The sequence below is a fragment of the Streptomyces sp. NPDC001668 genome, from assembly GCF_042893155.1.
In the GTDB taxonomy this organism is placed as follows: Bacteria; Actinomycetota; Actinomycetes; order Streptomycetales; family Streptomycetaceae; genus Streptomyces.
Window position 1 is genome coordinate 1 of the sequence record NZ_JBIAUQ010000004.1, and the last position, 23,689, is coordinate 23,689.

The following is a 23,689-nucleotide window of genomic DNA, read 5'->3' on the forward strand; positions in this document are numbered from 1 at the left end:
GGACGGCGCGCCCAGGGACACCCGATCCGGCGACGGACGACACCGCCCCGTGCACACCAGAGCGATGTGCACGGGCATCGGACCGTCCAGGCCGACCGGTATGCCCCTGGGCGCGAAGGACCCCGCCCTCCCGTTCCCGGACCACGCACCAGATACGTGCCGCCCGGACGCAGAGCGAAAGCGGGCAACCAGAACACCCAACACCGTTCGGGACGTTCGGCTGAGCACGAATCCTGGCAACAGGACTCACTCCCGCTCAGTCTCTGGGAACGGTACTGAGTACGTCGTCTGAGTATCTGTACGGATGTGCGTGCCCCGGTGCGATCGGCAGGCTGTCCCGCATGACGACGCACCGCATGACCCAGCGTTCCCCCAAGCCCCTCGCCGACCCGAACCGGCCCGTCGAGCGTGCCGTGACCGCCGCGCTGGTCCTCGGCGTGCTCGCGGGGCTCGGCTGGATCGCGGGGATGATCTACACGGTGGCCGGCTGGTCCTTCTGACGCGGGCTCATCGAGCCGATGCCACGCGGAAGGTGATCCCGGCCCGCCGCAGCCGCTCGATCAGCGCGTCCCCCATCGCCACCGCGGTCGTGACCTGACCGGACGTCTCCGGGAGGTCGTCGAAGGCCAGGGACAGCGCCGACTCGGCGAACATCTTGGCCGTCTCGTCGTACCCGGGGTCGCCGCCCCTGACCTCGGTGAACACCCGTCGGCCGCCCCCCTCGCCGACGAAGCGCACCGAGAACCAGCTCTTGGCCCGCTTCTCCGGGCTCGGCCCGTCACCCGGCCTGACGCGGCCGGACAGCCAGCGCCTTGCGGGTGGCACCTGGGCCGCCGCGAACAGCGCGCCCACGGCCGCGACCCCGCCCACCGCCACGGGCAGATGCCGTACGGCCGCGTAGTGGCGGTAGCGGAAATCGGGCCCGTAGCGGTCCAGGGCCTTCGCGGAGCGCCCGACGATCTGCGCGTCGATGGTCGGCAGCGGCAGGGCCCAGGCGCCGACCTCCTGGGCGTAGCGCGGGGTACCGGTCGGCGCGGAGGCCCGCCGGCCCACCAGGCGCGGCTCGTGCCGTCCCCGGTCCCGGGCGGCGGCGATCATCTGCCGGCCCCGGGCGAACTGGTTGAGGGCCGAGGCGAACGTCCCGCCGGAGAACATGCCGTCCGCGGTCACGAATCCGTCGACGGTGAGCGGCACGCCCTCCGGCAGCTGCCGGACCGTGAAGTACGCCCCGAGATCGTGCGGGATCGAGTCGAACCCGCACGCGTGCACCAGCCGTGCACCTGTCTCACGCGCGCGTGCGTCGTGCCGGACGTACATCAGGTCCACGAACTCCGGCTCCCCGGAGAGGTCGAGATAGTCCGTCCCCGCGTCCGCGCAGGCGGCGACGAGCTCCTCACCGTACGTCAGATAGGGCCCGACGGTGGTGGCGACCAGGCGCGCGTGCCCGGCGAGGGCGCGCAGCGACTCCGGGGCCGACACGTCGGCCGTGAGCACCCCGACCTCCGTGCCCTCCGGCAGCCGTTCGCGCAGCGCCCTGAGCTTGTCCTCGTTGCGGCCGGCGATCGCCCAGCGCAGATCCTTTGGACCGTGTGCGGCGAGGTACTCCGCGGTGAGCGCTCCCGCGAAACTGGTCGCTCCGAACAGCACGATGTCGTAGGGACGGTCCGCCCTCTTCAGCCTGCTCATGACACTCCAGATCCCGTCGCACGCGCCGTTGTCGGTGGCCGAGGCTAGCGTGAGGAGTGCGGAGCCCGACGAGGAGGCCGGAGGTGGGACGGTGGCCGTACCCAGGAACGCCCTGAAGAAGTGGGAGAAAGTGCGCGAGTTCGCCCTCGCGCTGCCGGGTGCCACCGAAGCCACGCGGCGGAGCCGCACATCGATACAGCCGTGGGGCGAGACCGTCGGCGCGATCGCTCCGAAACGGCTGATATCCGAGCTCGACGAGCGGTGACCGGCCGATAATTGGCTAAGCGCTTGCTCGTTCAGGTCTTGTGTCCACTGGAACGTGTTCTTAGCATCACTGGTGTTACATCGGTTGTGTCACGCCAATGGGGGCTGGATGACAACGGCAACGACGCCCGGGCACGGCCCGCTCACCGGCGTGCGCGTGGTCGAGCTGGCCGGTATCGGGCCGGGCCCGTTCGCCGCCATGCTCCTCGCCGACCTCGGGGCCGACGTCGTCCAGGTGTCCCGCCCGGGCGGCGCCGCCCTCTCGATCGACCCCGACCACGACATCACCAACCGCAACAAGCGCTCGGTGGTCGTCGATCTCAAGGCCCCCGAGGGACCCGCGCGCGTGCTCGGCCTCGCCGCCCGCGCCGACATCCTGATCGAGGGCAACCGCCCCGGTGTCGCCGAGCGCCTCGGCGTCGGCCCCGAGGACTGCCACGCCCGCAACCCCGCCCTCGTCTACGGCCGTATGACCGGCTGGGGCCAGGACGGACCGCTGGCCCAGCGCGCCGGGCACGACATCGCCTACATCGCCCTCACCGGCACCCTCGGCATGATCGGCGAACCGGGCCGTCCCCCGGCCGTCCCCGCCAACCTCCTCGGCGACTACGCGGGCGGTGCCCTCTACCTCGTCGTCGGCGTCCTCGCCGCCCTGCACCACGCGCGCGCGACCGGCACCGGCCAGGTCGTCGACGCCGCCATCGTCGACGGCACCTCCCACCTCGCCGCGATGATCCACGCCATGACCGCGGCCGGCGGCTGGCAGGACCGGCGCGGCGCCAACCTCCTCGACGGCGGCTGCCCGTACTACGGCACCTACGAGACCGCCGACGGCAAGTACATGGCGGTCGGCGCGCTGGAGCCGCGGTTCTACGACCTCTTCCTCGACCTGCTCGGCGTCCCGGACTTCGCGGACGCCCGCAAGGACTGGACCCGCTGGGGCGACCTGCGCGAGGCGGTCGCGGCCCGCTTCCGAAGCCGTACGCGAGACGAGTGGGCGGCCGTCTTCGCGGGCACCGACGCGTGCGTGGCGCCCGTCCTGTCGCTGCGCGAGGCCCCGCACCACCCGCACCTCGCCGCCCGCGGCACCTTCACCGACCACGGCGGCATCACCCAGCCCGCGCCCGCGCCCCGCTTCTCCGCCACCCCCACGGCCGTCCGCACCGGGCCCGCCCGGGCCGGCGCCGACACCGCGGACGTGGCACGCGACTGGGGTGTACCGGACCTCGTGAAAGACCAGGAACCCCGGAAAGGCCCCGAATGAAGCGGCAGCTCTTCGCCCCCGAGCACGACGCGTTCCGCGAGACCGTGCGCGCCTTCCTGGCCAGGGAGGTCCTGCCGCACTACGCGCAGTGGGAGAAGGACGGCATCGTCTCGCGCGAGGCCTGGCGGGCGGCCGGCAAGCAGGGGCTGCTCGGGCTCGCCGTGCCCGAGGAGTTCGGGGGCGGCGGCACCACCGACTTCCGCTACGCCACCGTCCTCGCCGAGGAGTTCACGCGCGCGGGCGCCCCCGGACTCGCGCTCGGCCTGCACAATGACGTCATCGGCCCCTACCTCACCGGCCTCGCCACGGAGGAGCAGAAGCGCCGCTGGCTGCCCGGCTTCTGCGACGGCTCGCTCGTCACCGCCATCGCCATGACCGAACCCGGCGCGGGCTCCGACCTCCAGGGCATCCGCACGCACGCGCAGGACCGGGGCGACCACTGGCTGCTGAACGGCTCCAAGACCTTCATCTCCAACGCGATCATCGCCGACCTGGTGATCGTCGTCGCGAGGACCACCCCCGAGGGCGGGGCCCGCGGACTGTCGCTGCTGGCCGTCGAGCGTGGCATGGAGGGCTTCGAGCGCGGCCGCAACCTCGACAAGATCGGCCAGAAGGCCCAGGACACCGCCGAGCTGTTCTTCCACGACGTACGCGTGCCCAAGGAGAACCTCCTCGGCGAGCGCGACGGCGCCTTCGGACACCTGATGACCAACCTCGCCCAGGAACGGCTGAGCATCGCCGTCTCCGCGATCGCCGCCGCCGAACACCTCCTGGAGATCACCACCGAGTACGTCAAGGAGCGCGAGGCCTTCGGCCGGCCGCTCGCCACCAAGCAGCACATCCGGTTCGAGATAGCCGAGATGGCCACCGAGTGCGCCGTCACGCGGACGTTCGTCGACCGCTGCGTCGAGGACCACTCGGACGGGGGACTGGACGCCGTCCACGCCTCCATGGCCAAGTGGTGGGCGACCGAGCTCCAGAAGCGGGTCGCGGACCGCTGCCTGCAACTGCACGGCGGCTACGGCTACATGAGCGAGTACCCGGTCGCCAAGGCCTTCACCGACGGCCGGATCCAGACCATCTACGGCGGCACGACCGAGATCATGAAAGAGATCATCGGCCGTTCCCTGCTGAGCTGACCCTCATTGAAAGGCTTCCTCGTGAGCACCGAAGCGTATGTGTACGACGCGATCCGCACCCCGCGCGGCCGCGGCAAGGCGAACGGCTCCCTGCACGGCACCAAGCCCATCGACCTGGTCGTGGGACTCATCCACGAGATCCGGGCCCGCTTCCCGGACCTGGACCCGGCGGCCGTCGACGACATCGTGCTCGGCGTCGTCGGCCCGGTCGGCGACCAGGGCTCCGACATCGCCCGCATCGCCGCGATCGCCGCGGGCCTGCCGGACACGGTCGCGGGCGTGCAGGAGAACCGCTTCTGTGCCTCGGGCCTGGAGGCCGTCAACATGGCCGCCGCCAAGGTGCGTTCGGGCTGGGAGGATCTGGTCCTCGCGGGCGGCGTCGAGTCGATGTCCCGGGTGCCGATGGCCTCCGACGGCGGCGCCTGGTTCAACGACCCGATGACCAACCTCGCCGTCAACTTCGTGCCGCAGGGCATCGGCGCCGACCTGATCGCCACCATCGAGGGCTTCTCCCGGCGTGACGTCGACGAGTACGCGGCTCTGTCGCAGGAGCGCGCGGCGACGGCCTGGAAGGAGGGCCGCTTCGACCGCTCGGTCGTCCCGGTGAAGGACCGGGCCGGTCTGACCGTCCTCGACCACGACGAGCACCTGCGCCCCGGCACCACCGCGGACTCCCTCGCGAAGCTCAAGCCGTCCTTCGCGGACATCGGCGACCTGGGTGGCTTCGACGCCGTGGCCCTGCAGAAGTACCACTGGGTCGAGAAGATCGACCACGTCCACCACGCGGGCAACTCCTCCGGCATCGTGGACGGCGCCTCGCTGGTCGCGATCGGCTCCAAGGAGGTCGGCGAGCGCTACGGCCTCACCCCCCGCGCGCGGATCGTCTCCGCCGCGGTCTCCGGCTCCGAGCCCACCATCATGCTCACCGGCCCGGCGCCCGCCACCCGCAAGGCCCTCGCCAAGGCCGGCCTGAGCATCGACGACATCGACCTCGTCGAGATCAACGAGGCCTTCGCGGCCGTCGTCCTGCGCTTCGTCAGGGACATGGGCCTCTCCCTGGACAAGGTCAACGTCAACGGCGGCGCGATCGCGCTCGGCCACCCGCTCGGCGCGACCGGCGCCATGATCCTCGGCAGCCTCATCGACGAACTGGAGCGCCAGGACAAGCGGTACGGCCTCGCGACGCTCTGTGTGGGCGGCGGCATGGGCATCGCCACCATCGTCGAGCGCATCTGACCCCCTCCCACGGATACGACGGATCACACGGAGCACTTCCACATGAGCACTCAGTCCACGACCATCCGCTGGGAACAGGACCGCACCGGCGTCGTCACCCTCGTCATCGACGACCCGAACCAGTCCGCCAACACCATGAACCAGGCGTTCCGCGACTCCCTCGCGGTGATCACCGACCGCCTGGAGGCCGAGAAGGACACCATCCGCGGTGTCATCATCACCTCCGCCAAGAAGACCTTCTTCGCCGGCGGCGACCTGCGCGACCTCATCCGGGTCACCCCCGAGACCGCGCAGGACCTCTTCGACGGCGGCCTCGCCATCAAGCGCAACCTGCGCCGCATCGAGACCCTCGGCAAGCCGGTCGTCGCCGCCATCAACGGCGCGGCCCTCGGCGGCGGTTACGAGATCGCCCTGGCCTGCCACCACCGCATCGCCCTGGACGCGCCCGGCTCCAAGATCGGCTGCCCCGAGGTCACGCTCGGCCTGCTGCCGGGCGGAGGCGGCGTGGTCCGCACCGTCCGCCTCCTCGGCATCACCGACGCCCTCCTGAAGGTCCTGCTCCAGGGCACGCAGTACGCCCCCCGGCGCGCCCTGCAGAACGGCCTGGTCGACGACGTGGCCACCACGCAGGACGAACTCCTCGCCAAGGCCCGCGCGTTCATCGAGGCCAACCCCGAGTCCCAGCAGCCCTGGGACAAGCCGGGCTACCGCATCCCCGGCGGCACGCCCGCCAACCCGAAGTTCGCGGCCAACCTCCCCGCCTTCCCGGCGAGCCTGCGCAAGCAGACCAACGGCGCGCCCTACCCGGCCCCGCGCAACATCCTCGCGGCCGCCGTGGAAGGCGCCCAGGTCGACTTCGAGACCGCGCAGATCATCGAGGCGCGCTACTTCGTCGAACTGGCCGCCGGTCAGACCTCGAAGAACATGATCCAGGCGTTCTTCTTCGACCTCCAGGCGGTGAACTCCGGCGCGAACCGCCCCAAGGGGATCGAGCCCCGCCAGGTCCGCAAGGTGGCCGTACTCGGTGCGGGGATGATGGGCGCGGGCATCGCGTACTCGTGCGCCCGCGCGGGCATCGACGTGGTCCTGAAGGACGTGTCCGCACAGGCGGCCGCCAAGGGCAAGGCGTACTCGGAGAAGCTCTGCGCGAAGGCGGTCTCCAGGGGCCGTACGACCCAGGAGAAGGCGGAAGCCCTCCTGGCCCGCATCACCCCGACCGCCGACCCCCAGGACCTCGCCGGCTGCGACGCGGTCATCGAGGCCGTCTTCGAGGACTCGTCGCTCAAGCACAAGGTCTTCCAGGAGATCCAGCACATCGTCGAACCGGACGCGCTGCTGTGCTCCAACACCTCGACGCTCCCCATCACCGCCCTCGCCGAAGGGGTGGAGCGCCAGAGCGACTTCATCGGCCTGCACTTCTTCTCGCCGGTCGACAAGATGCCGCTGGTCGAGATCATCAAGGGCGAGCGCACGGGCGAGGAGGCACTGGCCCGCGCCTTCGACCTGGTCCGGCAGATCAAGAAGACGCCGATCGTCGTCAACGACTCCCGCGGTTTCTTCACCTCCCGGGTGATCGGCCACTTCCTCAACGAGGGCGTGGCGATGGTCGGCGAGGGCATCGAGCCCGCGTCGGTCGAACAGGCGGCGGCACAGGCGGGCTACCCGGCGAAGGTCCTGTCCCTGATGGACGAGCTGACGCTGACGCTCCCGCGCAAGATCCGCAAGGAGACCAGGCAGGTGGTGGAGGAGTCGGGCGGCACCTGGACGCCCCACCCCGCCGAGGCGGTCATCGACCGCATGGTCGACGAGTTCGGCCGCACCGGGCGCAGCGGGGGAGGCGGCTTCTACGACTACGGCGACGACGGCAAGCGCGTCGCCCTCTGGCCGGGCCTGCGCGAGCACTTCACGCGCGAGGGCTCGGAGATCCCCTTCAGGGACATGCAGGAACGCATGCTCTTCTCCGAGGCCCTGGACACGGTCAGGCTCCTGGAGGAAGGCGTCCTGACCTCGGTGGCCGACGCCAACATCGGCTCCATCTTCGGCATCGGCTTCCCCGGCTGGACGGGCGGTGTCCTCCAGTACATCAACGGCTACGAGGGCGGCCTTCCGGGCTTCGTGGCACGCGCGCGTGAACTCGCCGACCACTACGGGGACCGCTTCACACCACCGGCCCTGCTGGTGGAGAAGGCGGAGAAGGGGGAGCGGTTCGGGGACGAGTGACGGGGGTTTTGAACGCCGGTCCAGGTATCTCAGCCCGTCCGGCGTGTGAGGGCGAGGCCCTTCGGGCCGATGGGGGTCTGGGGGCGCAGCCCCCAGGCCCGGGGTCGACGGGGCAGCGCCCCTGCTGATGGGACGGGCAGGGGCGGCGGGGGCGAAAACCTCCCCGCCGCCCCGTACTTCAGAGCGACACGCCCCCTTGCCCCGTACCCTCCACCTCCCCGACGCTGACCCACAAGCCGGTCACCAGGCCCCAGCGCTGCCCCCTCCGCCCCCGAGGAGCCCCCATGGGTCACCGCCCCGCCCTCGCCCTCCTGGACATCCTCCGAGACGAGGGCGTGGACCGTGTCTTCGGCAACCCGGGCACCACCGAACTCCCCTTCCTGGCAGCCCTCGCAGAGACAGCGGACGCCCCCGAATACGTCCTCGGCGTCCACGAGGGCTCGGTCGTGGCCATGGCCGACGGCTACGCCAGGGCCACCCGCCGCCCCGCCTTCGTCAGCCTGCACATCGCGGCCGGCCTCGCCAACGGCCTCATCGGCCTCCTCAACGCCCGCCGCTCCCGCACCCCCCTGGTCGTCACCGCGGGCCAGCAGGACCGCCGCCACCTCCAGCAGGACCCCATGCTCTCCGGCGACGTGATCGGCCTCGCGACCCCCGCCGTGAAGGCGACGTACGACATCCAGCACGCCCGGGACCTCCCCCTCGCCCTCCGCCGGGCCTTCGCCCTCGCCCAACGCCCGCCCGCAGGACCGGTGTTCCTCTCCGTCCCCACGGACCTCCTCCAGGAGGACACGGAACTGGAGATTCCGCCCCGCACCCCCACACCCCCGCCCGGCCCGGCCCCCGGTATCGAACGGGCCGCCGTACTCCTGGGATCGGCCGCCCGCCCCGCGATCGTCGCAGGCGACGGAGTGGCCCGCGAGGACGCCCTCGCCGCTCTCGTCCGCACCGCCGAGGCCTGCGGGGCCACCGTCCACCACCAGCCCATGGCGGACGCGCTCGACTTCCCGACCACACACCCCCTGTACGCGGGCATGCTCCCCCCGCGCCACGACGCGATCCGGGAGGCCCTCGCCCCCTACGACACCGTCCTGATCGCCGGCGCCCACGCCTTCACCCCCCACCACTACACCCCGGGCCCCGCCCTGCCCCCCGGCCTCACCGTCCTCCAACTCGACTCCGACCCGGACGAGATCGGCCGTAACTTCCCCGCGGACACCGGCTTGGTCGGCGCCCTCGCGCCCTCCCTGCACCGCCTCGCGGACCTGCTCCGCGACCGCGTACCCGAGCACACCGCGAAGACCCGCATCCTCCGCGCCGGCGAACAGCACGCCGGCGAACGCGACCGCGCCGAGTCCGTGGCCCGCGCCGCCTACTCCCCGGCACCGCTGGCTCCTCGGGCCGCCGCCCACGCCGTGGCGAGCGGCCTTCCGCCCAACGCCGTGGTCGTCGAGGAGGCCATCACCGTCGGCCTGCTGCTCCGCCAATACGTGCACCTGGAGAGTCCGGGCAGCTACACCCACACGGTCGGCGGCGGTCTCGGCTGGGGCATCGGCGCCGCCGTGGGCCGGTCACTCGCTGAACCGAACCGCCCCGTCGTCGCCGTCCTGGGCGACGGCTGCACCCTCTTCGGGCTCCAGGGACTGTGGAGCGCGGCCCGCCAGAACACCCCCGTCCTGTTCGTGGTGATGAACAACGGCGTCTACCGCACCGTCCAGGACACCTACCGGGCGATGGGCGCGCAAGGCACTTGCCCCGGCACCGAGTTGGGCCCACTCGACTTCACCCACGCCGCCCGCTTCTTCGGCGTCGACGCGATCCGGGCCGACAGCGCCGACCACGTGAAGGAACTGGTCTCCGGCGCGGGCCGACTCACCGGCCCGCTGCTCGTCGACGTACCACTGCGGCCGTAACGGACGCACGCGCACGCGTCTCGCGTCAGGACGCGCCACCCACCTCCGACGTCCACCCCCGCAGCTCCTCCTTCAGGGACCGCTGAAACGTCGTCAACAGGGCCTGCACGACCAGGGGTTCCATGTGCGCGGACAGTGATCGCACGTCCTCGGCGTCGCGTTGGGCCACCTCGCCCCGGAACAGCTGCGACAACTCGTGCGCGGCGGCCCGGGAGTGCTCGATGAGCACCTTCCGCGAGGCCAGGATCGCCTCCTGGGACAGCGGGACGTCGAGCAGTCCGACACCGAGCCGGAGCAGGCCCAGGTCGACCTGGTAACCGTCACCGTCCGGCCGTACGACGTCCATCGCGGCGAGCCTTTCCAGGTCGTCGTCGTCGAGGGCCCGCCCCGCCCGCCGCTGCAACTCCCCGCGCGTCACCCGTTCCACGACGTCCGGGGCCCAGGAGGCCACCACGGCACGGTGGATCGCGAGGTCGTGGGCGCTCAGGTCGGCGGGAAGCTGCTGCATGTACCGCTCGATCGCCGCGAGCGTCATCCCCTGGTGCTGGAGCTCCTCGATCAGCGCCAGTCGCGCCAGGTGCTCGCGGCCGTAGTGTCCGACCCGGCGCGGACCGATCACCGGCGGCGGCAGCAGCCCTCGCGTGCCGTAGAAGCGGACCGTGCGCACCGTGACCCCCGCCCGCGCGGCCAGCTCGTCGACGGTGAGGGTCGGCTCCGAGGCAGCGGGGGAGGGGTCGGTCGTCATGTGCAGCAGTATCGCTGTCTCACCACTGCTGTGACACCCGAACGGTCATGCGCGTGGTGGCCAGAAGTAACAGTACTTATATAAGCACTGTTACAGTACGGGTCATGGTTGACCCCCACGCACTCGATCCGACGCGGCAGAGCCGTTGGCGCCCCCTGCGTCTGCTCCAGGCGTCCATGGACGCCGACATCGCCCAGATCTACTCCGAGCGGCAGATCGACGGGCTCAAGCCCAGCTACGTCATGGAGCTGCTCAGGCTTCACGCCAGCGGGCCCATGACCATCGCGGAACTCGCCGAGTCGGTCCAGCGCACGCATTCGGCACTGAGTCAGAAAGTCGCCGCGATGCGCACGGCCGGCTGGGTCCAGACCGTCGTGGGCGACGACGCGCGGACCAGGAAGGTGACGCTCACCGACAAGGCCCGCCGCATCGTGGATCGCCTGGCGGCGGAATGGCGGGCCACCGAGGCTGCCGTCGCTGAACTGGATGCGGAGATTCCCTACCCGCTCACCCAGGTCGTCGCCGATATCGAGCGAGCGCTGGAGCGCAGGAGTTTCCACGACAGGATCGCTGCGAAGCTGGCGGAGGATCCCGCGTGGGGCTGAAACGGACGCTGATCGACGTGGCTCCGTTACGGTCCTCACCACCGTTCCGGCGGTTGTGGATCGGGGAGACCCTGTCCGGCTTCGGCAGTCAGATGACACGCGTCGCCGTCATGTTCCAGGTCTGGCAGATGACGAAGAGCACCACGTGGACGGGCGCCGTCGGGCTGGCCCAGGCGATTCCCCTCGTCGCGCTCGGGCTGTTCGCCGGCTCGCTCGCCGACCGCGTGGACCGCCGCAAGTTCTACCTGCTCACGATCGGCGGACAGGCCGCGTGTTCGCTCCTCTTCGCACTGCAGGGCTTCCTCGGGCACGTACCTGCGGTCGGCGTCCTGGGGCTGGTGGCACTCCAGTCCTGCTTCGGCGCAGGCAGCGGCCCCGCCTCGCGCACCTTCATTCCCCACCTCCTGCCCAAGCACCAACTGGCCGCGGGCCTGGCGCTGAGACGCATCGCCTTCCAGGGCGCCATGCTGCTCGGTCCCGCACTGGGCGGACTCATCGTGGGCGGGCCGGGAGTCGGCGCCTGCTACCTGATCGACGCCCTGACCTTCATCGCCGCGCTCTACGGAGCGTTCGGCCTGCCGAAGACGGCCCCTGGGGACGAGCCCGCGCGGCCCGGCCTGCGCGGAGTACTGGACGGTCTGGCCTTCCTGGCCCGCACCCCCGTCATCCGCGGGGCCCTGCTGACAGACCTGGCCACCACCGTGCTGTCCATGCCCATCAGCCTGTTCCCCCTGATCAACGCCGAACGGTTCGGAGGCGACCCCCGCACCCTCGGGCTGTTCCTCACCGCCATCGCCGTCGGCGGCGTCGCGGCGTCACTCCTCTCCGGAACCTTCACCCGGCTCCCCCGCCCCGGTCTGACCATGCTCGGCGGATCCGCCACCTGGGGCGCAGCACTCACATTCTTCGGCCTCTCGCCCAACCCATGGGCCGGTTTGACCTTCCTTGTCATCGCCGGCGCCGCCGACACCGTCTCCGTCGTCTCCCGGAGCACCGTCGTCCAGACGCACACCCCGCACGATCTGCTCGGCCGCGTCAGCGCGGCCGAACAGATCGTCGGGCAGGCGGGACCCGACCTCGGCAACATGCGCGGCGGTCTCGTCGCAGACGCCACCTCGGGAGCAGCCGCCCTCGTCAGCGGTGGCCTGCTCTGTCTCGGCGCCGTCGCCGTGGTGGGCGCCACCACGGCGGACCTGCGCAGTTCCTCCGCACCATCGCGTCCACACACAGCCGCAGCCGGCCCATGAGCCCGGCTGCGAGGCGCCCGGTCACCGGCTCCGACTCTCGTGGTCACAGGGGCCCCGCTGTGACGGCCGCCACCGCGTGCGGGGTCGTTTCCGGGGAAGGCGACCCCTCGGCCTGTGCCCTTCACCAGGAGGTACGGGCCGACGCACGTCCGGACACCCGAGCGGGACCCGCCGGGGCGCACCAGAGAGTGGAACCACTGTGAGCAAGGACGCCGTGCAATCGGCACAGGCCGCCTCCCGCACCGACGTGGCCCATGCGCCCGCCGACGCGGGCGACGCCGGCTACAGCAAGGACCTCAAGGCCCGCCACGTCAACATGATCGCCATCGGCGGCGCGATCGGCACCGGCCTCTTCCTGGGAGCCGGAGGGCGCCTGCACACCGCGGGCCCGGCGCTGGCGCTGGCCTACCTGGTCTGCGGCGTCTTCGCCTTCTTCGTCGTCCGCGCCCTGGGCGAGCTGGTCCTGTACCGCCCCTCCTCGGGCTCCTTCGTGTCGTACGCGCGCGAGTTCCTGGGCGAGAAGGGCGCGTACGTCGCCGGCTGGATGTACTTCCTGAACTGGTCGACGACCGGCATCGCCGACATCACCGCTATCGCGCTCTACACGCACTACTGGAGCCTGTTCACCGACATCCCGCAGTGGACGCTGGCCCTGATCGCCCTTGCCGTGGTCCTCGCCGTGAACCTGATCTCGGTGAAGATCTTCGGCGAGATGGAGTTCTGGTTCGCGATCATCAAGGTCGCCACGCTCGTCGGCTTCCTGCTGATCGGCATCTTCCTCCTGGCCACCCAGCACGAGGTGGGCGGCCGGACCCCCGGCCCCTCGGTGATCACCGACAACGGCGGCGTCTTCCCGTACGGCGTCATGCCGGTCGTCCTCGTCGTGCAGGGCGTGATCTTCGCGTACGCAGCGCTGGAGCTGGTCGGTGTCGCGGCGGGGGAGACGGCGGAGCCGGAGAAGGTCGTCCCGCGCGCGGTGAACTCGATCATGTGGCGGGTGGGCGTCTTCTACGTCGGCTCGGTCGTCCTCCTCGCCTTGCTGCTTCCCGGCTCGGTCTACTCGGCCGACGAGAGCCCCTTCGTCACGGTCCTGTCGAAGATCGGCGTCCCGGCGGCCGGTGACGTGATGAACCTGGTCGTCCTGACGGCGGCGATGTCCTCGCTGAACTCCGGCCTGTACTCCACGGGCCGCATCCTGCGCTCGATGGCTACGGCGGGCTCGGCCCCGAAGTTCACGGCCCGTATGAACCGCAGCCAGGTCCCCTACGGCGGCATCCTTCTCACCTGCGCGGTCTGCGTCCTCGGCGTGGGCCTGAACTACCTCATGCCGAGCCAGGCCTTCGAGATCGTGCTGAACGTCGCCTCCCTCGGCGTCATCAGCACCTGGGTGATCATCATGATCTGCCACCTGGTCTTCGTCCGCCGCGCCCGGTCGGGCGGGCTCACCCGCCCCTCCTTCCGCCTCCCCTTCAGCCCGGCCACCGAGATCACCACGATCGCCTTCCTCCTGGCCTGCCTGGGCATGATGTGGAACGACCCGGAGGTCGGCCGCAGGACGCTCCTGCTGATCCCGTTGATCGCGGCACTCCTGGTGGGCGGCTGGTTCGCCGTCCGCCGCAGGGTCGAACACACCACAGACCACGAACTGACCGACCTCACGGACTGACCGACCTCGCGCACTGGGGAGGGCCCATTGTCAGTGGCGCCCTCTACGGTGGCGTCATGGGGGAGATCACGTACATCCGAGGCGACGCCACCGCTCCGTCCGTCAAGGGCACCAAGCTGATCGCACACGTCTGCAACGACATCGGCGGCTGGGGCAAGGGCTTCGTTGTGGCGGTGTCACGCCGCTGGCCCGAGCCGGAGGCCGCCTACCGGGCCTGGTACCGAGGGCGCGCGTCGAACGACTTCGCACTCGGGGCCGCCCAGTTCGTGCAGGTCGAGCCATACGTGTGGGTGGCCAACATGATCGGGCAGCGGGGCATACGGAGGGGCAGCAGGGGCGTCCCGGTCCGCTACGACGCGATCGACGAGGCCCTGGGACGGCTGGCCGACAAGGCAAGGGAACTTGACGCGTCCGTGCACATGCCCCGAATAGGGTGTGGACTGGCCGGCGGGACGTGGTCCCGAACAGAGCCGCTGATCATGGAGCGGCTGGTGAAGCGGGGCCTCTCCGTCACCGTCTACGACCACGACTGACCCCGGCTGAATCGGGAGGAAACGGGTACCCGGCCCGGGTGAGAACGCCGCACCGGATCAGCGCGCTGATCCTCCTGGCCCTGCTGGGACTGGTCCTCGCGGGCTGCGGCAGCGTCGCAGAGCGCCGATCGGACGCCGAGTCCGCGGCCGCCGGGTTCGAGCGACTGCTGCGCGCCGACGACCCCGCAGGCCTGTGCACCGCCCTCGCACCGGACACCCGCAGCGAACTTGAGGACTCCGAGAAGGCGAGCTGCGAGAAGGCGATCGCCTCCCAGGACATCCCCCGCGGCGGCACCGCCCACCGAGTGGACCTCTACGGCCGGCAGGCCCGCGTCGTCCTGGACGCGGACACCCTCTTCCTCTCCCTGTTCCCCGACGGCTGGAAGGTCGTCGCCGCCGGCTGCACCCCCCGCCCGGGCCGGCCGTACCAGTGCACGCTCCAGGGAGGCTGAGGGCGTATGCGGACCCTGTTCACGCTCTGTCTGGTCGTCGTCCTCAGCGGCCTCGTCTACTTCACCGCCATGGGGCTGATGCACCGATGACCACACGCACCCGCGGCTTCCTGCGCGACAACGGCCTCGGCCTCGCCTTCGGCATCGGGTTCCTGCTGGCCCTCGCCGGACAGGCGATCGCGGGCTACGCGGAGTTCAACAACCAGCTCACCACCGACGGTCTCGCCCAGGTCGGCTTCGGCGAGTACCTGATGTCCTCCGACTTCGCCGTCGACGTCACGGAGAACTGGCAGTCGGAGTACCTCCAGTTCTTCCTCTACATCACGGCGACCGTCTGGCTCCTCCAGCGGGGCTCACCCGAGTCCAAGGAGATGCACAAGGCCGGAACGGAGTCGGACCGGGACCAGCAGGTCGGACAGTACGCCCACCGGGACTCCCCCCGCTGGGCCCGGGCCGGTGGACTGCGCCAGGGCCTCTACTCCCACTCCCTCGGACTGGTCATGGGCGCCATCTTCGTCTTCTCCTGGCTGGCCCAGTCGATCGGCGGAGTCGCCGCCTACAACGAAGAGCAACTCCGTCAGCTCCAGGCCCCCATGAGCTGGAGCGGTTACCTGGGCTCCGCGGACTTCTGGAGCCGCACCCTGCAGAACTGGCAGTCCGAACTCCTGGCCGTGGCCTCCATGGCCATCCTCTCCGTCTACCTCAGACAGCGCGGCTCCCCGGAGTCCAAACCGGTCGGGGCGGCCCACACCTCGACCGGGGCCGAAGGATAGGGCCGCCCTGGCGCCCTATCCGGCGTGTACGTCGTCCGTCGCCGCGATCTTCTTCCACGACTTCGGCCGCACAGGCGCGACCGGCGCCTCCGCGATCGACGCCCCCCGCGCGGCCGGCACCCCCGGCTTCGACGGCTGGAACAGCCACGTGTCGAACAGCGCGGCCAGCGGCCGCCCCGACACCTCCTCGGCGTACTTCTGGAAGTCGGCCACCGACGCGTTGCCGTAGGCGTACCTCTGCGGCCAGCCCTTCAGCACCGCGAAGAACGCCTCGTCGCCGATCTCGTTCCGCAGCGCCTGCAGGGCCAGCGCGCCCCGGTCGTAGACGGCGATGTCGAACTGGTTCTCCGGCCCGGGGTCACCGGGCTTCACCGTCCAGAACGGGTCGTCGGCCGGGTGCGAGGCGTACACGTAGTCGGCGAGCTCCTGCGCGGTCCCCTCGTCCTCGTGCTCGGACCACAGCCACTGCGCGTACCGTGCGAACCCCTCGTTGATCCAGATGTCCTTCCACCCGCGCACGGACACCAGGTCGCCGTACCACTGGTGGGCCAACTCATGCACGACCACGGAGGTGTTGGACCCGTTCGCGAACTGCCGGGGGCTGTAGAAGGGCCGGGTCTGGGTCTCCAGCGCGTAGCCGGTGTTCGTGTTCGGCACATAGCCGCCGAGCGCGTCGAAGGGATACGGCCCGAAGTAGCCGCTCAGCCAGTCGGCGATCTCCCCGGTCCGCTCGACGCTCGCCCGCGCGGCACCGGCGTCGGGCCCGAGGTCCTTGCTGTAGGCGTTGACGACCGGGATGCCGCCGTCGGTCGTCCCGGTCGTGAGGTCGAAGCGGCCGACGGCGAGCGTCGCGAGATACGTGGCCTGCGGCTTGTCCGAGCGCCAGTTCCAGCGGGTCCAGCCGAGGCGTGAACTCGTCGACTGGAGTGTCCCGTTGGAGATGGCCTGGCTGCCGTCCGGCACCAGGACCGACATGTCGTAGGTGGCCTTGTCGAGCGGGTGGTCGTTGCTCGGGAACCACCACCAGGCCGCCTCGGGTTCGTTCGCCCCGACCCCGCCGTCCGCGGTGCGGTGCCAGCTCGTGAAGCCGTACGCCTGCTTGGACGACGGGACCCCGCTGTAACGGACCACCACGGTCACGGAAGTCCCCTTGGGCAGGGGCGACTTCGGCGTGATCTCCAGCTCGTGCTCTCCCGAGGTGCTGAACGACGCCTCGGCGCCGTTGACGCGCACCTCGCTCACGTCGAGGAGAAAGTCCAGATCGAAGCGCGACAGATCCTGCGTGGTGCGCGCGAGAAGAGTCGCCGTACCCTCCAACTCGTCTGTCGCGGGCTGGTACTTCAGCCGCAGGTCGTAGTGGGAGACGTCGTATCCGCCGTTGCCGTAGGCCGGGTAGTAGGGGTCGCCGATACCCGGCGCGCCGGGGGAGAAGGCCGCCGCCGACGCCGGGATCGCCAGCATCAGGGAGGCCGCCGCGAACGCGCCCGGTGCGATGAGTCTGCGGTGCACGAAAGCTCCATCCAAGTCGTGGGGGGACCAAGTCTGTTCGGACCCTATTCACCATCTGTGAGCCGGATGTGTCCACGGCCACCCCTGGCACACGATCGCCATTCGGCCGTCATGACCCCAAGAGGCCCTCTTTTGTGCGGGAGTTCACCGCAGTACCGTCCGCGCATGTCGATACGCACGCGCTTCACGACCTGGAGACCGCTCGCGACCGCCACCGCGGCCACCGCCGCCCTGCTGGCGACCTTCCTCGCGCCCGCGACCGCGCAGGCACAGGCACGCACGACCCCGCGGGAGAGCCAACCGATCTACTCCTACGAGAACGCCGTCCGCGAGGCCGTCTGGGTGGACACCCGGCTCGACGGGGACGGCGACGGACGGACCGACCGCGTCGCCGTCGACATCGTCCGGCCCCGCGAACCGGCCCAGAAGGGCCGCAAGGTCCCGGTCATCATGGACGCGAGCCCGTACTACTCCTGCTGCGGGCGCGGCAACGAGAGCCAGCTGAAGACCTACGACGCGAACGGCGACGTCGTCCAGATGCCGCTGTTCTACGACAACTACTTCGTGCCCCGCGGCTACGCCTTCGTCGGCGTCGACCTCGCCGGCACCAACCGCTCCGACGGCTGTGTGGACGTCGGTGGCCGTTCCGACATCCAGTCCGCGAAAGCGGTGGTCGACTGGCTGAACGGCCGGGCCACCGCCTACACGAGCCGCACGGGAACCCAGAAGACCAAGGCCACCTGGACCAACGGCAAAACGGGCATGATCGGCAAGAGCTGGGACGGCACCATCGCCAACGGCGTCGCCGCCACCGGCGTCAAGGGCCTGAGGACCGTCGTCCCGATCAGCGCCATCTCCAGCTGGTACGACTACTACTTCTCCCAGGGCGCCCCGCTCTACGACTCAGGGCCCGACTGGCTCTCCGACTACGTCGACAGCCCGGACGCCCGCGCCAAGTGCGCCGCCGTCCAGCGGAAACTCGTCGACCAGGCGCCCCGCACCGGTGACCGGACCCCGCTGTGGACCGAGCGCGACTACGTGAAGGACGCGAAGAAGGTCAAGGCCAGCGTCTTCCTCGTGCACGGCATGCAGGACCTCAACGTCCGCCTCCAGCACGTCGGTCCCTGGTGGGACGCGCTCGCGAAGAACGGCGTCGAGCGCAAGATCTGGCTCTCCCAGACCGGCCACGTCGACCCCTTCGACTTCCGCCGCTCGGCCTGGGTCGACACCCTGCACCGCTGGTTCGACCACGAACTCCTCGGCTACGACAACGGCGTCGACCGCGAGCCCATGGCCGACATCGAGCGCCACCCCGACCAGTGGGTCACCTCGAAGACCTGGCCCCCGCGCGGCACGTCCGCGGCGACCCTGCGCCCCGCGAAGGGCTCGCTGCCGGGCGTCGGCACCCTCGGCCTCACCAGGGCCAAGGGCGCCGAGACCGTCACCGACGACCCGGCGCTGAGCGAGACCGACTGGGCCGCCAGGATCGACACGCCGACCCCCGACAAGGCGGGCTTCACGACGGGGACCCTCACCAAGGACCTCCGCCTGTCCGGCCCCTCCGAGGTCACGGTCACCGCGACCCCGACCACCTCGACGGCCCACCTCTCCGCCGTCCTCGTGGACCTCGGCCCCGACACCATCCGCGACTACGCGGCGAGCGGCGAAGGGATCAGCACCCTCGCCGACCGCACCTGCTGGGGTCTGAGCACCGCCGGCGACAGCGCCTGCTTCAAGCAGACCCGGGCGAAGACCGCCGCCGTCGACTACACCGTGGTCAGCCGCGGCTGGGCCGACCTCGGCAACTACGCCGACCCAGGCAAGGGCGTCCCGCTCACCCCGGGCAGGGCCTACACGATCACCCTCGACCTGGGCGCCACCGACCACGTCGTGCCGGCGGGCCACCGTCTCGCCCTGATCGTCGCGGGCACCGACAAGGACCTCATCGACCCGCCGTCCACCAAGCCGACGCTGACGATCGATCTGTCCCGTACGTCGGCCCGGGTCCCGCTGGTCGGCGGCGCCTCCGCCTTCGCGCAGGCGACGAAGGGCGCCGGGACAGCCGTACCGGACGAGACCGCGGCCCTCGACGGGGTCCGCGCTCCGCGCACCGTCCACCGGATCCCGGAGGGGGGATGAGGACCCGAACCGTCACCGCAGCAGGCGCGGCGGCCCTGGTCGCATCCCTGGTCGCCGCGCCCGCCCACGCGGCCGAGGCCCCGCCCCGCACCGGTTTCGAACGAACCGAGGGCGCCCGCTGGACGAGCGAGTCCGAGGAGCGGGACTTCCTCACCCAGGTCGGCCGGAGCGACCGGGCCTCCCTCACCCGCATCGGTACGACGAAACAGGGCCGCCCCCTCCACCTCGTCCAGGTCGGCGCCCGCCACGCCCCCACCAAGGTGCTCCTCGTGTGCAGCCAGCACGGCGACGAGCCCTCGGGCCGCGAGGCCTGTCTCACCAAGGTCCGCGACCTGGCGTACGCCAAGGACGCCCGCACCCGGCGCTTCCTCGACCGCACCACCGTGCTCGTCGTGCCCACCGCCAACCCGGACGGCCGGGCCGCCGACACCCGCGGCAACAGCGACGGCGTCGACATCAACCGCGACCACCTCGCCCTCGCCACCGCCGAGGCCCGCGCCATGGCGAGGGTCGTGCGGGACCGGCGACCGGACGTGATCTACGACCTGCACGAGTACACGGCCACGCCCCGGTACTACGACAAGGACCTCTTCGACCTCTGGCCCCGCAACCTCAACACCGACCAGGCCGTCCACGACGAGGCCGAGACCCTGTCCCGGGCGTATGTACGCCCCGCCGCCGAACAGGCCGGATACTCGACCGGCACGTACGGCATCTGGACCGACCCGGTCACCGGCGATCCCGTCAAACAGGTCGCGGGAGACGGCCAGGAACGCATCCTGCGCAACATGTCCGGCGTCAAGCACGCGATCGGCCTGCTGATCGAGAGCCGCGTCGAGCCCTTGAGGGACACGGACGAGGCGGGCAACAACCGTCGCCGGGTGAACTCCCAACTGGCCGCTCTGAAGGGCCTGTTCGGATACGCCGACACCCGTCGCGAACAGATCGGGAGGGCCACCACCGAGGCCCGTCACAAGCCCACCGCGGGCCCGGTCTTCCTCGGCGGCGCCGACAACGACCCGCCCGAACCGGCCGAGGTGATCCCGGACCCGCCCTGCGGGTACCGGCTCACCGACGCCCAGTACACGGAGGTGAAGGACGAACTCGCCCTGCACGGAGTGCGGACGAAGGGCACCTACGTCTCCTTGAACCAGCCCCTGCGCGCCCTCGTCCCGCTGCTCCTCGACGAACGCGCGCCGTATCACCTGGCGGCCGGGGAGCCCGACACCGGCTGCTGAATCGGTCGAGATCTGCGGCACCTGTGGTAGGTCCTGGGGAACTGCGTGAAAACCGGTGTATCCACCGCCCCAGGGGAAGGTGCCGCAGATGACTGAAGACCTGAAGAAGAGAGGCGGCCGGAGAGATCCCGCCGGCATTCTCGGCTACGAGACCGACCGGGTGGTGTTCGGTGTCACCGCCGTCATCACCCTGGCCTTCGTGATCTGGGGCTGGGCGGCGACGGACTCCCTGGAGGACGTCTCCACGAGCATGCTCAACGGGCTGATCCACAACGGCGGCTGGGCCTTCATGCTGGCCGCCTCGTGTTTCGTGGTGTTCGCCCTGTGGCTCGCGATGAGCCGCTACGGCCGCATCCACCTCGGCGCCGAGGGCGAGGAGCCCGAGTTCAAGACGGTGTCGTGGGTCGCGATGATGTTCAGCGCCGGCATGGGCATCGGCCTGATGTTCTACGGCGTCAGCGAGCCCCTCTCGCACTACACGACCCCGCCCCCGGGCACGAACCCCGCCAACTCCGGTGAACGCATGGAGACGGCGATGGCCACCACCCTCTTCCACTGGACGCTGCACCCGTGGGCGATCTACGCGGTGGTGGGCCTCGGCATCGCCTACAGCACCTTCCGCAAGCGCAGGCGCCAGACCATCAGCGCCGTGTTCACCCCGCTCATCGGGGAGAAGCACGCGAACGGCACCGTCGGCCGGGTGATCGACATCCTCGCGATCATCGCGACCGTCTTCGGCTCCGCGGCCTCCCTGGGCCTCGGCGCCCTCCAGATCGGCTCCGGCTTCCGGGAACTGGACTGGATGGACGACGTCAGCACCGGCCTGCTCGTCACGATCATCGCCGTACTGACCCTGGCCTTCGTCCTCTCGGCCGTCTCCGGCATCGAGCGGGGCATCCAGTGGCTGTCCAACACCAACATGGTGCTCGCCCTGATCCTCGCGGTGTTCGTGTTCATCGCGGGCCCCACGATCATCGTGCTCGACCTGCTGCCCACCTCGGTCTTCTCCTACCTCGGCGAACTGCCCCAGCTCGCCGGCCGCACCGAGGCCAGCGGCGGCAAGGGCGTCGCGGACTGGCTGGGCAGCTGGACCGTCTTCTACTGGGCCTGGTGGATCTCCTGGACGCCCTTCGTCGGCATGTTCATCGCCCGCATCAGCCGCGGCCGCACCATCCGCCAGTTCATCGGCGGCGTCATCCTCGTGCCCAGCACGGTCAGCCTCGTCTGGTTCGCGATCTTCGGCGGTACGGCCATGAAGCTGAAGGAGGGCGGCGCGCTCGGCGGCGAGAACACCCCGGAGGGCCAACTCTTCGGCGTCCTCCAGGAGTTCCCCGCCGCGACCGTCACCAGCCTCCTGGTGATGATCCTGGTCGGCATCTTCTTCGTCTCGGGCGCCGACGCCGCGTCCATCGTGATGGGCACGCTCTCCCAGCGGGGCGCCCTCGAACCCGGCCGTTTCGTCGTCGTGTTCTGGGGCGTGGTCACCGGAGCGGTCGGCGCGATCATGCTGCTCGTCGGCAGCGGCCAGGGCGACGCGCTCACCGGCCTGCAGAACCTCACGATCCTGGCCGCCGCGCCCTTCGTGCTCGTGATGATCGGCATGTGCGTGGCCCTGATGCGCGATCTGCGCCGGGACCCGCTGATCGTGCGGGGCGAGATGGGGTCCGAGGCCGTCGAACTGGCCGTGATCGAGGGACACAAGAAGTACGACGGCGACTTCGGGATCCAGATCGGCCCGGGCCCCGGCACCGAGACGGAGGGCGACCCGCTGGGCCACGACCACAGCTGAGTACGGCACCCGCAGGGGAGGAGGCGAACCCGGCCGCCTCCTCCCCGCCGCCCGTCCAGCTCGGCCGGGTCCGCTACTTCTTCGACCACGCGTACGCCGACAAGGCCGGGGCGGACGCCGACTCCTCGCCCGCGTGGGGCGATCCGGCACCCGCTGTGAGCGGAATGCCCCATGCCGTGCTCAGACCGCCCCAAAGGCGGGAATACTCACACCATGTCTGCCGCATACGCGACCTTCGGCCTGGCACCGGCGATGCGTGCCGGTGGAGTCCTCGCCAACGGTGACTTCCAGATACACCGGGACTTCATGGACTTCATCGTCGACGGCCGCCCGCTCCTCTTCCAGCTCTCCGACCTCGACGCCGTCTCCCCACTCGCCTCCGACATCCCACCCGCGATCTTCACCGCCCAGGTCCGCAGCCTCCTGGGCGAGTCGGACGCCCCGCTTCCGGGCGGCCGCTACGTCATCTACGGCTGCCCCGAGTGCGAGGACCTCGCCTGCGGAGCCGTCACCGCCGCCATCGAACGGGACGGCGACGACTTCATCTGGCGGGACTTCGCCTGGCAGACCGACGACGCCGTGGACCTCCACCTCAACGGCTACCACGGCATCGGGCCCTTCCGCTTCCGCGGCGCCGAGTACCGCGCGGCCCTCGACTCCCTGCTCCGAAGCGGCGGCGACCCGGAGAGCACCCGTCGCCGTGTCCTGCTCATCGGCGCCCGCGTCGCCGTCCTCGCCAAACTCGCTGCCGCCCTGCGCACCATCGGCATCGGCGCCGACATCACCCACGGTGTGGTGGACGTCCCCGCCGACGAACTGCGCGGCTACGGCGCCGTCGCCTACGGCCGCGCGGTCACCGAGGAGGAACGTGCCGCCGTACGCCGCTCCTTCGAACGCGCGGGCGTCGACGTGGTCTACGTCGACGGGCTCGCCCCGATCGTCCCGCTGCTCGTGGCCCAGATCGAGCACGCCCTGGACCGCAGCCCCGTCGAACAGCGCCGTCTGACCCGCCTGGTCGCCGCCGACGGCGAGGCGGGCGTCGAGGTCACCTCACCGTGCCGGGTGCGCCTGACGACGTACCGTCTTGACCGGCTGTACCGCACCCACGCCCGGGAGGTCTTCGACGGTGTCCTGGAGGCGGGCCGGCACCGGATCGCCCTGGACGCCAAGGCGGTGCGAGGAGAATCGTTCGTGGTGGCGCGGACCTCGGGAAGTGTCCTGGTGGAGGCGATGGCCCGCTGAGAAACCGAAACGCCGGCCGTCCGCCACGG

Annotated in this window: 20 protein-coding genes and 1 pseudogene; 18 read left to right on the forward strand and 3 right to left on the reverse strand. The window is 70.7% G+C overall.

What is annotated here, in order from left to right:
- Both ACFYZ8_RS13415 and mmpA read left to right on the forward strand, forming a co-directional pair.
- Positions 1 to 279: pseudogene (locus ACFYZ8_RS13415) on the forward strand (IS200/IS605 family accessory protein TnpB-related protein); the annotation flags it as partial.
- Between the two features lie 62 nt (positions 280 to 341).
- A complete protein-coding gene (gene mmpA / locus ACFYZ8_RS13420) occupies positions 342 to 500 on the forward strand; it encodes a morphogenic membrane protein MmpA (RefSeq protein WP_162951986.1) in 159 nt (52 codons plus the stop codon).
- 7 nt (positions 501 to 507) lie between these two features.
- Here mmpA and ACFYZ8_RS13425 read toward each other — a convergent pair whose 3' ends face one another.
- Positions 508 to 1,686, reverse strand: a complete 1,179-nt coding sequence (locus ACFYZ8_RS13425; RefSeq protein WP_388532331.1) for a saccharopine dehydrogenase family protein — start codon at positions 1,684 to 1,686, stop codon at positions 508 to 510.
- Between the two features lie 91 nt (positions 1,687 to 1,777).
- On the opposite strand from ACFYZ8_RS13425, the gene ACFYZ8_RS13430 reads away from it, so the two are divergent.
- The 6 genes from ACFYZ8_RS13430 to ACFYZ8_RS13455 all read left to right on the forward strand — a co-directional run bounded on the left by ACFYZ8_RS13430 (position 1,778) and on the right by ACFYZ8_RS13455 (position 9,722).
- The gene (locus ACFYZ8_RS13430) at positions 1,778 to 1,951 is read left to right on the forward strand and encodes a hypothetical protein (protein WP_389049808.1); all 174 of its coding nucleotides are present in this window, start codon (positions 1,778 to 1,780) and stop codon (positions 1,949 to 1,951) included.
- A 108-nt stretch (positions 1,952 to 2,059) separates the two neighbouring features.
- Positions 2,060 to 3,214, forward strand: a complete 1,155-nt coding sequence (locus ACFYZ8_RS13435) for a CaiB/BaiF CoA transferase family protein (RefSeq protein ID WP_388532333.1) — start codon at positions 2,060 to 2,062, stop codon at positions 3,212 to 3,214.
- Positions 3,211 to 4,353 carry an acyl-CoA dehydrogenase family protein gene (locus ACFYZ8_RS13440; RefSeq protein ID WP_388532335.1) on the forward strand — a complete coding sequence of 381 codons (1,143 nt, stop codon included), beginning with the start codon at positions 3,211 to 3,213 and terminating at the stop codon, positions 4,351 to 4,353. Before ACFYZ8_RS13435 ends, ACFYZ8_RS13440 begins: the two co-directional genes overlap by 4 nt.
- A gap of 21 nt (positions 4,354 to 4,374) precedes the next feature.
- Positions 4,375 to 5,589 carry an acetyl-CoA C-acetyltransferase gene (locus ACFYZ8_RS13445; protein WP_388532336.1) on the forward strand — a complete coding sequence of 405 codons (1,215 nt, stop codon included), beginning with the start codon at positions 4,375 to 4,377 and terminating at the stop codon, positions 5,587 to 5,589.
- 42 nt (positions 5,590 to 5,631) lie between these two features.
- On the forward strand, positions 5,632 to 7,809 hold the full coding sequence (locus ACFYZ8_RS13450; RefSeq protein WP_388532338.1) for a 3-hydroxyacyl-CoA dehydrogenase NAD-binding domain-containing protein: 2,178 nt from the start codon (positions 5,632 to 5,634) through the stop codon (positions 7,807 to 7,809).
- A gap of 284 nt (positions 7,810 to 8,093) precedes the next feature.
- Positions 8,094 to 9,722 carry a thiamine pyrophosphate-binding protein gene (locus ACFYZ8_RS13455; RefSeq protein WP_388532339.1) on the forward strand — a complete coding sequence of 543 codons (1,629 nt, stop codon included), beginning with the start codon at positions 8,094 to 8,096 and terminating at the stop codon, positions 9,720 to 9,722.
- 25 nt (positions 9,723 to 9,747) lie between these two features.
- Here ACFYZ8_RS13455 and ACFYZ8_RS13460 read toward each other — a convergent pair whose 3' ends face one another.
- A complete protein-coding gene (locus ACFYZ8_RS13460; protein ID WP_359029866.1) occupies positions 9,748 to 10,467 on the reverse strand; it encodes a MerR family transcriptional regulator in 720 nt (239 codons plus the stop codon).
- 104 nt (positions 10,468 to 10,571) lie between these two features.
- On the opposite strand from ACFYZ8_RS13460, the gene ACFYZ8_RS13465 reads away from it, so the two are divergent.
- The 6 genes from ACFYZ8_RS13465 (at position 10,572) to ACFYZ8_RS13490 (ending at position 15,743) form a co-directional block, all read left to right on the forward strand.
- Entirely contained in the window at positions 10,572 to 11,072 is a 501-nt protein-coding gene (locus ACFYZ8_RS13465) for a MarR family winged helix-turn-helix transcriptional regulator (RefSeq protein WP_388532341.1), read from the forward strand.
- A complete protein-coding gene (locus tag ACFYZ8_RS13470; protein WP_388532343.1) occupies positions 11,063 to 12,319 on the forward strand; it encodes an MFS transporter in 1,257 nt (418 codons plus the stop codon). The genes ACFYZ8_RS13465 and ACFYZ8_RS13470 overlap by 10 nt, the downstream gene beginning before the upstream one ends.
- A gap of 199 nt (positions 12,320 to 12,518) precedes the next feature.
- Positions 12,519 to 13,985 (forward strand): amino acid permease, encoded by a 1,467-nt coding sequence (locus tag ACFYZ8_RS13475; RefSeq protein ID WP_388532344.1) that lies wholly within the window; start codon positions 12,519 to 12,521, stop codon positions 13,983 to 13,985.
- Between the two features lie 56 nt (positions 13,986 to 14,041).
- On the forward strand, positions 14,042 to 14,518 hold the full coding sequence (locus tag ACFYZ8_RS13480) for a macro domain-containing protein (RefSeq protein ID WP_388532346.1): 477 nt from the start codon (positions 14,042 to 14,044) through the stop codon (positions 14,516 to 14,518).
- A gap of 38 nt (positions 14,519 to 14,556) precedes the next feature.
- Positions 14,557 to 14,970: a hypothetical protein gene (locus tag ACFYZ8_RS13485; RefSeq protein WP_359029868.1), complete on the forward strand. Its 414-nt coding sequence runs from the start codon at positions 14,557 to 14,559 to the stop codon at positions 14,968 to 14,970.
- An 86-nt stretch (positions 14,971 to 15,056) separates the two neighbouring features.
- A complete protein-coding gene (locus ACFYZ8_RS13490; RefSeq protein ID WP_388532348.1) occupies positions 15,057 to 15,743 on the forward strand; it encodes a DUF6766 family protein in 687 nt (228 codons plus the stop codon).
- Positions 15,744 to 15,758: 15 nt separating this feature from the next.
- On the opposite strand, the gene ACFYZ8_RS13495 is transcribed toward ACFYZ8_RS13490, so the two are convergent.
- Positions 15,759 to 17,252: a M1 family metallopeptidase gene (locus ACFYZ8_RS13495; protein ID WP_388532350.1), complete on the reverse strand. Its 1,494-nt coding sequence runs from the start codon at positions 17,250 to 17,252 to the stop codon at positions 15,759 to 15,761.
- A 165-nt stretch (positions 17,253 to 17,417) separates the two neighbouring features.
- Here ACFYZ8_RS13495 and ACFYZ8_RS13500 point away from each other — a divergent pair, with 165 nt between their 5' ends.
- The 4 genes from ACFYZ8_RS13500 (at position 17,418) to ACFYZ8_RS13515 (ending at position 23,660) form a co-directional block, all read left to right on the forward strand.
- Positions 17,418 to 19,391: a Xaa-Pro dipeptidyl-peptidase gene (locus ACFYZ8_RS13500; RefSeq protein WP_388532352.1), complete on the forward strand. Its 1,974-nt coding sequence runs from the start codon at positions 17,418 to 17,420 to the stop codon at positions 19,389 to 19,391.
- Positions 19,388 to 20,629: a M14 family metallocarboxypeptidase gene (locus ACFYZ8_RS13505; protein WP_388532353.1), complete on the forward strand. Its 1,242-nt coding sequence runs from the start codon at positions 19,388 to 19,390 to the stop codon at positions 20,627 to 20,629. The genes ACFYZ8_RS13500 and ACFYZ8_RS13505 overlap by 4 nt, the downstream gene beginning before the upstream one ends.
- 88 nt (positions 20,630 to 20,717) lie before the next feature.
- Positions 20,718 to 22,418: a BCCT family transporter gene (locus ACFYZ8_RS13510; RefSeq protein WP_388532354.1), complete on the forward strand. Its 1,701-nt coding sequence runs from the start codon at positions 20,718 to 20,720 to the stop codon at positions 22,416 to 22,418.
- Between the two features lie 213 nt (positions 22,419 to 22,631).
- Positions 22,632 to 23,660, forward strand: coding sequence for an oxidoreductase (locus tag ACFYZ8_RS13515; protein ID WP_388532356.1), 1,029 nt, complete (start codon positions 22,632 to 22,634; stop codon positions 23,658 to 23,660).
- The last annotated feature ends 29 nt before the right edge of the window (positions 23,661 to 23,689 follow it).